The sequence below is a fragment of the Flavobacterium sp. CG_9.10 genome, assembly GCF_015752245.1.
In the GTDB taxonomy this organism is placed as follows: domain Bacteria; phylum Bacteroidota; class Bacteroidia; order Flavobacteriales; family Flavobacteriaceae; genus Flavobacterium.
The window spans coordinates 64,934-76,500 of record NZ_JADOVD010000018.1; the positions used below are offsets into that span (position 1 = coordinate 64,934).

Genomic DNA, 11,567 nt, shown 5'->3' on the forward strand with positions numbered 1-11,567 from the left:
AATCAGCCCCAGTATTCAGTATGTGGAGTAAACTTAAACTTTAAACAAAAAAACTTTAAACAAAAATTATGGCAGACGATAAAAAAGTAATATTCTCAATGTCAAAATTGAGTAAAACCTACCAAGGAGCCGATAAACCAGTACTTAAAAATATCTATTTGAGTTTCTTTTATGGAGCTAAAATTGGAATTTTGGGTTTGAATGGTTCCGGAAAATCATCTTTGTTAAAAATTATTGCCGGTGTCGACAAAAACTACCAAGGTGATGTCGTTTTTGCACCAGGTTACACAGTAGGTTATTTAGAACAAGAACCTATTTTAGATGATAGTAAAACAGTTATCGAAATTGTAAGAGAAGGAGTTGCTGAAACAATGGCAGTTCTAGATGAATTCAATAAGATCAATGATAGTTTTGGTTTGCCTGAAGTCTATGAAAATGCAGAGAAAATGGAGCAATTGATGGATCGTCAAGCGCTTTTACAAGACAAAATTGATGCATTGGGTGCTTGGGAAATTGACACTAAACTGGAAATTGCGATGGATGCTTTGCGAACTCCAGAAGGTGATACGCCGATTAAGAATTTATCTGGTGGGGAGCGTCGTCGTGTCGCTTTATGTCGCTTGTTGTTGCAACAACCGGATGTATTGCTTCTGGATGAGCCTACGAATCACTTGGATGCAGAAAGTGTACTTTGGTTAGAACAACATTTAGCACAATATGCCGGAACCGTAATTGCAGTAACGCACGATAGATATTTCTTGGATAATGTTGCTGGTTGGATTTTGGAATTGGATAGAGGCGAAGGAATTCCTTGGAAAGGGAATTATTCTTCTTGGCTGGAGCAAAAATCAGGTCGTATGGCTTTAGAGGAAAAAACAGCTTCAAAACGTAGAAAAAATTTAGAACGCGAGTTGGACTGGGTTCGTCAAGGTGCCAAAGGACGTCAGACGAAACAAAAAGCGCGTTTGCAGAACTACGATAAATTGTTGAACGAAGACCAAAAACAATTAGATGAAAATTTGGAGATTTATATTCCAAATGGTCCGCGTTTGGGAACTAATGTAATTGAAGCCAAAAATGTTGCTAAAGCATTTGGAGATAAATTGTTATATGATAATTTAAACTTTACGTTACCACAAGCTGGAATTGTTGGGATTATTGGACCAAATGGTGCTGGTAAATCTACTATTTTCAAAATGATAATGGGTGAAGAAAAACCAGATTCAGGAGAGTTCTTAATTGGGGATACCGTGAAAATTGCTTATGTAGATCAAGCGCATTCGAATATTAATCCGGACAAATCAATTTGGGAAAACTTTGCTGATGGTCAGGAATTGATCATGATGGGCGGAAAGCAAGTGAATTCAAGAGCTTATTTGTCACGATTTAATTTTGGTGGTGGAGAACAAAACAAGAAAGTTTCGATGCTTTCAGGTGGAGAACGAAACCGTTTGCATCTTGCCATGACTTTGAAAGAAGAAGGAAACGTTTTGTTACTGGATGAGCCAACGAATGATTTGGATATCAATACGCTTCGTGCTTTGGAAGAAGGTTTGGAGAATTTTGCAGGTTGTGCGGTGGTAATTTCTCACGACAGATGGTTTCTAGACAGAATTTGTACACACATTTTGGCTTTCGAAGGAAACTCTGAAGTATATTATTTCGAAGGTGGTTTCACTGATTACGAAGAAAACAAAAAGAAACGTTTGGGTGGTGATTTAACGCCAAAACGATTGAAATACAGAAAATTAATTAGAAGTTAATAATTTCAAAAGCGAAATTATTCTACTAAATATCCAGAGGATGTCCGCAAAGGCATCCTCTTTTTTTATGATACTATTTCTTTTTGTCGGAATACATCATAAGAAGTACAGCGGAAACAATTCCGATTATTACCAAACCAAATACGACAATCATTATAAATGATCCGTTATCCCAAGAAAAAAGTGTTGTGTCTTTCATAAATTTGTATTTTAAGGTTAATCAAATTTATAATTCCGACAATATATAATCTATGATAATTGTCATAATCACATATATTAGTCTAAAAACTTAGATTTTAACTCCTTTGTGGGTATTAGACAATTCTCTTTTTTGCCAAACCATTTATACCGATTTTTTGCAATGTAATTATAAACTCGATTATTAAATGATGTAGGTAAAATGGTAAACAAAGTTGCTAGGTTAAAAACACCACCTAAACTTTTGGCAATTTCTACTGCGGCTTCTGACTTATAATAATAGGCGATTCCCGGTTGATATAAAATGATACTATCTACTTTTTTAGTATCAATTCCAATGTGTTTGACGATTTCCTGACCCAAATCTGATTGCAACGCCACAAACCTAAATACATCTTTTTTGTCGTGTTTAATTATAAATTGTACTGCCGAGTCGCATAGATTACAGACGCCATCGAAGAGTATTATTTTTTTGTTCTTAGGAATATCAAGCATAATTCAATTTTTAAAACGATTCAACCTAACTGAGATTTCTCCTTCGTCGAAATGACAAAATATGTGAATAGACTGAATACTGCGACTGTAAACTGAATACCCTTACTACTTTTTCACCGCTTCCACCAATTCTAATGCGTCCAAACTCACTTTTGAGGTAAACACGCCATAATTAACTGTTGCTTTGTTTTTTTCAATATTATCAATACTTCCCACTGCTTTTCCATCAAACATACGTACTCTGTCACCTACTTTTAAAATATGCTTGGGCTTTTCAATTACGGGTTTCAGTTTCTTTTCTTTCTTTTCTTTTCTAATTTCTTCCACATGAACAGTTACTTCCTCGATAACTTCTTTTTTCTTGGCTACAATAGCTTTAGCTTCTTTAGGAGTCGCTTTCTTGCGCTTTGAATTTTCTATTTCAATGATTTTTAAAAAATCAGCTATTAGATCTTTTTTGCTCTTATTATTAAAATATTTCTCTGCAATATCTTCAATTTTATGGCCAATGTAAATCGTCTTCTGATTGCTGTCATACAATTCCTGGTAGCTTTCCAGTTTTTGTTTGATTTTTACATTGATGGTTTCCATTTTCTTTCCTTCTTCACGCGCTTTGGTTTCTTCTTCTTTTAGCGTTTGCGAAGTTTTCTCCATTTTAGAACGTTCTTTTTGAAGTGTGGCAATCGTTTTATCGAAACGTACTTTTCCAACTTCAATCTTCTTTTTGGCTCGATTGATTAATCCGAATGGGATTCCATTTTTCAACGCTACTTCAAATGTAAAAGAACTTCCTGCTTGTCCCAAAGCTAATTTGTACATCGGTTCTAATGATTTTTCATCGAATAACATATTAGCATTTGTGGCGAAAGGCAATTCGTTAGCCAGAATTTTCAAGTTCGAATAATGTGTCGTTATTATCCCAAAAGCTTCCCGATGATAGAACTCTTCCAAGAAAATTTCGGCTAATGCACCACCTAATTCAGGATCAGAACCGGTACCAAATTCATCAATCAGGAACATTGTTTTTCTATTGCACTTCTTTAAAAAGTAATTCATGTTCTTTAATCGGTAACTATAGGTACTTAGATGATTTTCAATAGATTGATTATCGCCAATATCCGTAAGTATGCGGTCAAATAAAAAGGTTTCACTACGTTCGTGCACGGGAATCAACATTCCGGATTGCAACATTAATTGCAGCAATCCAACGGTTTTCAACGATATGGTTTTCCCACCGGCATTAGGACCAGAAATCACAATGATTCTGTTTTCCTGACCTAATTCAATGGTTTGCGGATGCGTAATTTCGTTTTTCTGTTTGTTATTTAAATATAAAATAGGATGGTAAGCGTCTCTAAAATAAAGTCGGCGTTCTTCGGTAATTTTAGGCAAAATCCCATTTATTCTGTTGGCATATTTGGCTTTGGCAGCAATTACATCAATATCACTCAAGAAATCCTGGTACTGGATAAGTAATGGTAAAAAAGGTCTGATTTGATTGGTTAATTGCTTCAAAATCCTTGTGATTTCTTCCTTTTCCTCGTATTCTAAATTACTTAATTCTCTGGAATAGTTCAGCGTTGCTTCCGGTTCGATATAAGCAATGCTTCCTGTTTTGGAACTGCCCAGAATCGATCCTTTTACTTTACGTCGGTACATAGCTAAAACCGCTAAAACCCTGCGGTTTTGAACAAAACTCTCTTTGATATCATCTAAATATCCTAATGCATTATATTGCGTTAAAGCAGTTCCAAAACTCTGATTCACTTTACCACGTACGGTATTCATATTTCGACGAATATTCAACAAATCAGGTGAGGCATTGTCTTTTATTTCGCCATATTTATCAACGATTTCATCCACCATCGCGACAATATCTTTGGTGAATTCAACTTGTAAAGCTCTCGAGTTTAGATTTGGATAATAATCCTCGAATTTTTTAAAATAACTTAATAAAAAATTTACGGTTGACGATATGGTTGCTATTTTTCTAAAACTGCCCACTTCGAGAAAACTATCTTCAATTGCGAGAAACCGTATTTCATGAGTGATGGCATCAAAACCATGATTGGGAATCGCATTGTTATTCTGGAAAGACGAAACATATTCAGATGTTTGCATTAACGCCTTCATCAAAGTTTCCTTGTCTTTAAAAGGGGTTATTTCAAGCGCTTTTTGTTTACCAATATCAGTATTACAAATAGCCGAAATGGTTTCTAGAACGGTTGGAAATTGTAAGTCTTGTAACGTTTTTTCGGTGATGGATATCATTTAATTATGTAGAAATTTTATACAAAGTTACAAACTTGTTAAGTTGTATTAATCTAAAACAATTAATTTTTATATTTGTTAAATGAAAAAAGAGGAAATAATCAATACTTTGCAGACAGAAAAGCAATTCCTGAAAGATAATTATGGAGTTGTATCCATTGCTTTGTTCGGCTCTTATGCTAAAGGACTGGAGAATTCGGATAGTGATGTTGATTTTTTTGTTGAATTTAAAGAGCCCTCTTATAGTCTTTTGATGGGATTATATTCTTATTTAGAAAACAAATTAAAGACGAAGGTCGAAATTGTCAGAAAAGGTCCTCATGTATCGGAACGATTTCTTAACACTATTAAAAGTGATTTAATTTATGTATGATGCTGTTTATAAATATTCGTTAGAGACTATTTTAGAACATATCAATATTTGTAATAAAAGATTTTCTGAAATTAATACTCCATTTGATTTTGTTTCAACGGAATACGGAAAAACATTATTAGACGCAATAGTCACCCGTCTTCAAGCTATTGGAGAAAACATAAAAAACACCTCTAGAAAACATAATTTATTGGAAATTAATTATCCAGACATGGAGTGGAACAAGATCATTCGTTTTAGAGATTTTATTTCACATCATTATGAAATGTTAGATTACGAGATTGTTTATCAAATATGCGAAAATTATTTGCCTAAATTAGAATTTGTTTTAAAAACTGAACTAGGTAAATTTGAATAAAATGCAAATCAATCTCAATCCGGAATGGCAAACTATTGTTTCCGACGAAATCCAGAAACCTTATTTTCATGTTTTAATGAAAGTAGTGGATGAGGAATACAAGAGTCATATTTGTTATCCTCCAAAAGAATTGATTTTTGCTGCTTTTGATTATTGTAGTTTCAAAGATTTGAAAGTAGTTATCATTGGTCAGGATCCTTATCATGGAAAAGGGGAGGCGAATGGTTTGTGTTTTTCGGTAAACGATGGCGTTAGAATTCCACCTTCATTACGAAATATATTCCGGGAAGTCAGCAATGATTTGGACACTATTTTCATGCCGACTTCGGGAAATTTAGAAGACTGGGCAAAACAAGGCGTTTTACTTTTGAACGCCTCGTTAACTGTTAGAGAAGATACTCCAAACAGTCATAAGCATTTAAAATGGAACCTTTTTACCGATGCTATAATTCAGAAAATTTTGGAGGAAAAGGAACATGTCGTTTTTTTACTTTGGGGTAATTTTGCACATAAAAAAGGACTCAAAATCGACCGTAACAAACATTTAGTTCTAGAATCAGGGCATCCTTCACCGATGAGTGCCAATCAAGGAAAATGGTTTGGGAATAAGCATTTTAGCAAGACCAATGATTATTTAAAAAAAAATGGAATAGAAATAATTGACTGGATTCCTGTAGATTGATGATGTTGTTTGAAGATATACATTCTTTTTTACACTGGTTTGCGTGAGTGATGGAAGTGGAGCTCTTTTTTGAGAGGCGTTTCAGCCTCTAAAAAAAAGCGGGAACAAACTGCACGACCTGAAGTTTTTACAAAGGTCACGCCCAAATTCATATACAGTTGGTGGTAGAATTTAACTGTTTATTTTAATTCTACGGGAAACGTCTAAAGTTCTATTTTTTATGCACCATTAAGAGATTAAGAATCATTAAAAAATATTTGAAAGTTCAATATTCTCAATATCTTACTGGTTTAAAAAATATCTAAAAATAGTGTTTTAAATCAATTGCTAGAAAACTATTTCTTTACGATATCCTGCAAAACCGCTTTTTCCGGATAGTTGATTATTTTTAGTGTAATCTGTTGGTTTTTCATCGTTTTTCCATCAATTACATATAATTTACCTTTTTCCATTGGAACATTACTTTGATCAAAATCAACGTCGCCTAATTTCAATGTGTTTTTTATGTCGGTTGTGTCAACCCATTTTTCAGCTAATATTTGGGAAGCTTTATCAGAATAATAAAAAGGTTTATTTCTTAAATCATTCAAAACTCTCGCATTTGGAAAATAGTTGCAGCGAATGTCTCTACCGCTGAAAATAGCAGCTACAAAAAAAAGTCCTAATACTAAACCAACTAAATAATAAGCAAAACGATGTACAAATTTCATGGATTAATTTTTTGGCAAAGGTAAAAGAAAGTTTACTTAAAAAACAATTAAATTGATGTCGTTATTAGGTAAGTCAAACCATTCGCCAATAGCAATGTTTGTTAGAATGCCGTGGTACATATACACTCCGTTTTTCAAACCTTTATTGCATCGAAGGGCACTTTCAATACCGCCATCTTCAGCAATTTGCATTAGATAAGGCGTAATAATATTGCTTATGGAAAGTGAAGCTGTTTTTGAATATCGGGAAGGAATATTGGGCACACAATAATGCAAAACATTGTTTTTAATAAACGTAGGTTTTTCATGAGAGGTAACTTCTGAAGTTTCAAAACAACCACCAGTATCAATGCTTACATCAACAATTACGGCACCATTTTTCATGTGTTCGACCATTGTTTCGGTAACTACAACTGGACAACGATCTTTCCCTCGCATGGCTCCAATGGCAACATCACAGCGTCTCAACGCCTTTAACAATGATTTTGGTTGAATTGTAGAAGTAAAAATTCGCTGGTTTAAATTGTTTTGTAATCGACGTAGTTTAGTAATCGAATTATCAAATACTTTCACACTGGCACCTAAACCTATCGCAGTTTTCGCTGCAAATTCACCGACAGTTCCCGCTCCCAAAATAACAACATCAGTAGGAGGAACGCCTGTAATGTTTCCAAATAATAATCCTTTTCCAAATTCATTGGTAATCATCAATTCGGCTGCAATTAATATAGATGCAGTTCCCGCGATTTCACTTAATGATTTGACTGCTGGGTAGGTTCCGTCTTCATCTTTTATATATTCAAAAGCAAGAGCCGTGATTTTTTTCTTGGTTAAAGCTTCGAAATAGGTTTTTTTTCTGGTTTTCAATTGGATAGCCGAAATTAGAATGGTATCAGGATTCATCATCGCTATTTCGGCAGAAGTCGCTGGTTCTACTTTTAATATCATAGGACAGCTAAAAACTTTCTTGGTGTCATTAGTGATTTCTGCACCAGCATCACAATATTCTTTATCGGAATAACTGGAACTTTGTCCGGCACCAGCTTCAATCATAACACGGTGTCCATGATAAGTAAGCGAATTTACGGCATCAGGAGTAAGGCAAATGCGGCGTTCCTGGTAACTGGTTTCTTTTGGAATTCCAATAAAAAGATCACTTTTTTGTCTTGCTATTTCTAATTTTTCTTCCTGAGGTAATAGCTGCTGCTTTGTAAATGGTGTATGAGTAATTGGCATTAGGTTCTTATATTAGAGGTACAATTTACGTAAAACTTTTAGAAAAGATTGCAATAGTTAATTTTATAAGCAAATTATCTACTAGTACTAAAATTAGTCCATTATTCTTTCCATTTTTATATCGGCTCTTTCATAGATTCCATCTTCTAAATCTATTTCTACAAAACCAAATTTTTCATATAAATGAATGGCCGGCAGTAAACTTCTGTTCGAGTATAAAATAAGTTTTTGAATGTCTTTTTCTTTGGCAACAGCTAAACAATGCTCCATCATTTTTTTTCCTATTCCCAAGCCTTGAATCGTATCTGTAACTGCCATTTTACTCAATTCAAAAGTGTAATCGTTTATTTTAATTAAAGAAACGGTACCTATAATTTGGTTATTGTATTTGGCATAAAATATCATACCGCCTTTATCAATAATTTCAACTTGGGGGTTCGAAAGTACAATTTCGTCTTTAGGCTCCACTTTGAAATATTTCCTCAGCCATTCTAAATTTAGTGTTTTAATATGTTCCTTTAATTCTGTCGTGAAAGGAATAATTTCTACGGTATTTTCTAAATTCATAGTGTTGTAATCTAACTTAATTCTAATGAGCGGTTTCCATCAGCAAGTAACTGAATGGTAATGATTGAATGTGCTTCGGGAATAAGATTTGGAATATTTTCCGCCCATTCAATAAAACACCAATTACCGGAATATAAATAATCATCAATCCCCATATCCATAGCTTCCGTTTCTTTATTCAATCTATAAAAATCAAAATGATAAACCGTTTGATTGTCAATAGTTTGATATTCATTAACTAAAGAGAAAGTTGGACTGCTTGTAGCCTCAGTAACGCCAAGACTTTTACACAATTGTTTGATCAAAGTGGTTTTTCCAAAGCCCATTTCTCCATGAAAAAGAATCACTTTATTCGGTTTTTCGGCTATGATTTTTTGTGCAACGTCTTCGAGTTGATCTAATGAAAAATTGATATTCATTCTTTTATATTTGTTTAAAAGTTTAAAGTTTAAGGTTCTCGCCGAAAACTGAAAACTGAGACTGGAAACTTCCTATTTCGGATTAAAAACTAAGAAAGGAATAATCATTTCTTCCAACGAAATCCCGCCGTGCTGATACGTATTTTTGTAATAACTCACATAATGATTGTAATTATTGACATAGGCCAAAAACAAATCATTTTTTGCAAAAATATAAGAACTACTCATATTTATGGTAGGCAAACCAATATTTTTTGGTTCTTTCACAGCATAAACATCTTTGTGTTCGTAAGTCAAACTGCGTCCTGTTTTGTAACGCAAATTCAAACTGGTATTTTTATCACCCACTACTTTCGATGGATTTTTCACGTTTATAGTTCCGTGATCCGTGGTTAAAATCAATTTGAAACCTAATTTTTGGGCTTGCTGAATGATTTCCAAAAGTGGAGAATTCTTAAACCAACTCAAAGTCAGCGAACGATACGCTTTATCATCGGAGGCAAGTTCTTTGACCACGTCCATTTCTGTTTTGGCATGCGAAAGCATATCGACAAAATTATAAACGATGGTAACCAAATCATTGTCTTTTAACGATCGGAAATTCTCCACCAGCTTTTTACCGCCGGCCAGATTCGTGATTTTAAAATAATCTTCCTTAATATGCAATCCCAAACGTTTCAATTGCGCCGTAAGAAACTCCGCTTCATACAAGTTTTTTCCGCCTTCTTCTGGGTCGTTTTTCCAGTACTGCGGAAACTGTTTTTCCATTTCAAGTGGCGTTAAACCTGAGAAAATAGCGTTTCGTGCATATTGCGTTGCAGTAGGCAGAATGGCATAATATGGCACTTCTTTTTCGAGTTTATAGTAATTAGCCACCACGCTTTCAAAAGTCTTCCATTGATCGTAGCGCAAATTATCAATCACTACAAATAAAACGGGTTTGTCTTTTTTAATGATTTCCGGCACCACTAATTCCCTGAATAAAGTATGCGATTGCACTGGTTTATCCGCTTTTGGAGCAAACCAATCTTCGTAATTGCGTTCTATGAATTTTCCAAATTGCGAATTCGCCTCCGCTTTTTGAGATTCCAAAATTTCAACCATACTTTGGTCGTTGATGTTTTCTAGTTCCAATTCCCAGAAAATCAATTTCTTGTACATCTCAATCCAGTCTTCATAGGAATTGACTTGAGCCATTTCCATCGTAATTTTTCTAAATTCTTTTTGGTAATCTAATGTCGTTTTTTGGGAAATCAACCGGGAATGATCCAAGTTTTTCTTCAAGCTCAACAAAATCTGATTTGGATTCACCGGTTTAATCAAATAATCGGCAATTTTAGAACCTATGGCTTCCTCCATGATGTATTCCTCCTCACTTTTGGTAATCATAATCATAGGAATCGAGGACTTTTTTTCCTTCATCTCCGACAGCGTTTCAAGGCCACTCATTCCAGGCATATTTTCATCCAAAAAAACGATATCAAAATTCTCGTTTTCAAAAATATCAATCGCATCACGACCGTTATTGCAGGTGGTAACACTGTAATTTTTCTTCTCCAAGAACAATATGTGTGGTTTCAAATAATCAATTTCATCGTCAACCCAAAGTATTTTTATCTTATCCATAATTTTTTTAGCAAGTAATATATCAATCAGCCAATTTACTGATTTTTGAGATGCTCAATTGCTAATATTATGATAATTTTTAGTACAATATTGCATTACGATTGCCACATAATAATCCTAATTAGTTGGGCTTGCCCTGCGTGATTGCTTCATCGTTCCTCTTCGCAACTTCACGCCGGTCGGGCTTTTGGCTCAATCTCTTCTCGCCTCAAAAGCGAGACGAGGATACCGCCGCAATCCCTCACGCGCATTCGCAACGACGATTCATTTTTAAGGAGAACTATTCATTTCCCGAATAAAGTTTCAAAATAGGAGGGAATGGTTATCATACCAACTTATTTATTTCTACAAATTAATCTTTTTTGTTAATAAGTAATAAACTAAGTTTAGTAAATAAAATCTTATATTTGAAGTACAATTAAAATTAAAAATCTACTAAAATAAAATGTATTACGCAAGTTTCACTTTATTGACATTAACAATTGCAAATAGATTTGCATCATTAAGGAAATTAAACCAAAATAGAGCATAAATATGTATATGAAAGAAGAAAAGTTAATAGGTTATCAAACAAAAAAAATATTTACACCATCTTCATCTGCAAAATTTACATTTGTCGAAAGAGAAGGGAAAATTAATAATCATTTTGTTGACGCATTGAACACTCCAGGAAAACAAATTGTTTTGTATGGACATTCGGGGTGTGGAAAAACAACATTATTAAAAAATAAAATAAATCAAATTTACGAAAACTCATTCACAACAAGATGTATGGTGTTTCAGCCCCTTAAATAATCGGACACAATTATAAATAGAAATCTATAATTTTGTACGATGGAAAAGAGAAAATTTACCAAAGAAGAGAAGCT

The 11,567-nt window shown here is 34.0% G+C and carries 13 protein-coding genes; 5 read left to right on the top strand and 8 right to left on the bottom strand.

What is annotated here, in order from left to right:
- Nucleotides 1-68 precede the first annotated feature (68 nt).
- Nucleotides 69-1,763, top strand: coding sequence for an energy-dependent translational throttle protein EttA (ettA, locus tag IWX84_RS13955; protein WP_196851372.1), 1,695 nt, complete (start codon nt 69-71; stop codon nt 1,761-1,763).
- Between the two features lie 73 nt (nt 1,764-1,836).
- Here the strand turns inward: ettA and IWX84_RS15480 are convergent, their stop codons facing one another.
- The 3 genes from IWX84_RS15480 to IWX84_RS13965 all read right to left on the bottom strand — a co-directional run bounded on the left by IWX84_RS15480 (nt 1,837) and on the right by IWX84_RS13965 (nt 4,727).
- Entirely contained in the window at nt 1,837-1,962 is a 126-nt protein-coding gene (locus IWX84_RS15480) for a hypothetical protein (protein ID WP_255549346.1), read from the bottom strand.
- 77 nt (nt 1,963-2,039) lie between these two features.
- Nucleotides 2,040-2,456 carry a thiol-disulfide oxidoreductase DCC family protein gene (locus IWX84_RS13960; protein ID WP_196851373.1) on the bottom strand — a complete coding sequence of 139 codons (417 nt, stop codon included), beginning with the start codon at nt 2,454-2,456 and terminating at the stop codon, nt 2,040-2,042.
- Nucleotides 2,457-2,561: 105 nt separating this feature from the next.
- Nucleotides 2,562-4,727, bottom strand: coding sequence for an endonuclease MutS2 (locus IWX84_RS13965; protein ID WP_196851374.1), 2,166 nt, complete (start codon nt 4,725-4,727; stop codon nt 2,562-2,564).
- Nucleotides 4,728-4,809: 82 nt separating this feature from the next.
- On the opposite strand from IWX84_RS13965, the gene IWX84_RS13970 reads away from it, so the two are divergent.
- The 3 genes from IWX84_RS13970 to ung are packed head-to-tail and all read left to right on the top strand — an operon-like array spanning nt 4,810 to nt 6,140.
- A complete protein-coding gene (locus IWX84_RS13970) occupies nt 4,810-5,100 on the top strand; it encodes a nucleotidyltransferase family protein (protein WP_196851375.1) in 291 nt (96 codons plus the stop codon).
- A complete protein-coding gene (locus IWX84_RS13975; RefSeq protein WP_196851376.1) occupies nt 5,093-5,458 on the top strand; it encodes a DUF86 domain-containing protein in 366 nt (121 codons plus the stop codon). Before IWX84_RS13970 ends, IWX84_RS13975 begins: the two co-directional genes overlap by 8 nt.
- A gap of 1 nt (nt 5,459) precedes the next feature.
- Nucleotides 5,460-6,140, top strand: coding sequence for a uracil-DNA glycosylase (gene ung / locus IWX84_RS13980; RefSeq protein WP_196851377.1), 681 nt, complete (start codon nt 5,460-5,462; stop codon nt 6,138-6,140).
- A gap of 335 nt (nt 6,141-6,475) precedes the next feature.
- On the opposite strand, the gene IWX84_RS13985 is transcribed toward ung, so the two are convergent.
- The 5 genes from IWX84_RS13985 to IWX84_RS14005 all read right to left on the bottom strand — a co-directional run bounded on the left by IWX84_RS13985 (nt 6,476) and on the right by IWX84_RS14005 (nt 10,698).
- Nucleotides 6,476-6,850 (bottom strand): DUF4258 domain-containing protein, encoded by a 375-nt coding sequence (locus IWX84_RS13985; RefSeq protein ID WP_196851378.1) that lies wholly within the window; start codon nt 6,848-6,850, stop codon nt 6,476-6,478.
- A 36-nt stretch (nt 6,851-6,886) separates the two neighbouring features.
- Complete coding sequence (locus IWX84_RS13990; RefSeq protein WP_196851379.1) at nt 6,887-8,086, bottom strand: alanine dehydrogenase; 1,200 nt, start codon at nt 8,084-8,086, stop codon at nt 6,887-6,889.
- Between the two features lie 93 nt (nt 8,087-8,179).
- Nucleotides 8,180-8,653, bottom strand: a complete 474-nt coding sequence (locus tag IWX84_RS13995) for a GNAT family N-acetyltransferase (RefSeq protein WP_196851380.1) — start codon at nt 8,651-8,653, stop codon at nt 8,180-8,182.
- 11 nt (nt 8,654-8,664) lie between these two features.
- Nucleotides 8,665-9,072, bottom strand: coding sequence for a tRNA (adenosine(37)-N6)-threonylcarbamoyltransferase complex ATPase subunit type 1 TsaE (gene tsaE, locus IWX84_RS14000; protein WP_196851381.1), 408 nt, complete (start codon nt 9,070-9,072; stop codon nt 8,665-8,667).
- A 72-nt stretch (nt 9,073-9,144) separates the two neighbouring features.
- Complete coding sequence (locus IWX84_RS14005) at nt 9,145-10,698, bottom strand: bifunctional response regulator/alkaline phosphatase family protein (RefSeq protein ID WP_196851382.1); 1,554 nt, start codon at nt 10,696-10,698, stop codon at nt 9,145-9,147.
- A gap of 540 nt (nt 10,699-11,238) precedes the next feature.
- Between IWX84_RS14005 and IWX84_RS14010 the strand changes: the two genes are divergently transcribed.
- A complete protein-coding gene (locus IWX84_RS14010; protein ID WP_196851383.1) occupies nt 11,239-11,493 on the top strand; it encodes a hypothetical protein in 255 nt (84 codons plus the stop codon).
- The last annotated feature ends 74 nt before the right edge of the window (nt 11,494-11,567 follow it).

What these genes read in the sequence shown, in the direction of transcription:
- IWX84_RS13995 (WP_196851380.1), bottom strand. Translation starts at nt 8,653, where the DNA reads ATGAATTTAGAAAATACCGTAGAAATTATTCCTTTCACGACAGAATTA.
- ettA (WP_196851372.1), top strand. Translation starts at nt 69, where the DNA reads ATGGCAGACGATAAAAAAGTAATATTCTCAATGTCAAAATTGAGTAAA.
- IWX84_RS13960 (WP_196851373.1), bottom strand. Translation starts at nt 2,456, where the DNA reads ATGCTTGATATTCCTAAGAACAAAAAAATAATACTCTTCGATGGCGTC.
- IWX84_RS15480 (WP_255549346.1), bottom strand. Translation starts at nt 1,962, where the DNA reads ATGAAAGACACAACACTTTTTTCTTGGGATAACGGATCATTTATAATG.
- IWX84_RS13975 (WP_196851376.1), top strand. Translation starts at nt 5,093, where the DNA reads ATGTATGATGCTGTTTATAAATATTCGTTAGAGACTATTTTAGAACAT.
- tsaE (WP_196851381.1), bottom strand. Translation starts at nt 9,072, where the DNA reads ATGAATATCAATTTTTCATTAGATCAACTCGAAGACGTTGCACAAAAA.
- IWX84_RS13985 (WP_196851378.1), bottom strand. Translation starts at nt 6,850, where the DNA reads ATGAAATTTGTACATCGTTTTGCTTATTATTTAGTTGGTTTAGTATTA.
- IWX84_RS13990 (WP_196851379.1), bottom strand. Translation starts at nt 8,086, where the DNA reads ATGCCAATTACTCATACACCATTTACAAAGCAGCAGCTATTACCTCAG.
- IWX84_RS13965 (WP_196851374.1), bottom strand. Translation starts at nt 4,727, where the DNA reads ATGATATCCATCACCGAAAAAACGTTACAAGACTTACAATTTCCAACC.
- IWX84_RS14010 (WP_196851383.1), top strand. Translation starts at nt 11,239, where the DNA reads ATGAAAGAAGAAAAGTTAATAGGTTATCAAACAAAAAAAATATTTACA.
- IWX84_RS14005 (WP_196851382.1), bottom strand. Translation starts at nt 10,698, where the DNA reads ATGGATAAGATAAAAATACTTTGGGTTGACGATGAAATTGATTATTTG.
- IWX84_RS13970 (WP_196851375.1), top strand. Translation starts at nt 4,810, where the DNA reads ATGAAAAAAGAGGAAATAATCAATACTTTGCAGACAGAAAAGCAATTC.
- ung (WP_196851377.1), top strand. Translation starts at nt 5,460, where the DNA reads ATGCAAATCAATCTCAATCCGGAATGGCAAACTATTGTTTCCGACGAA.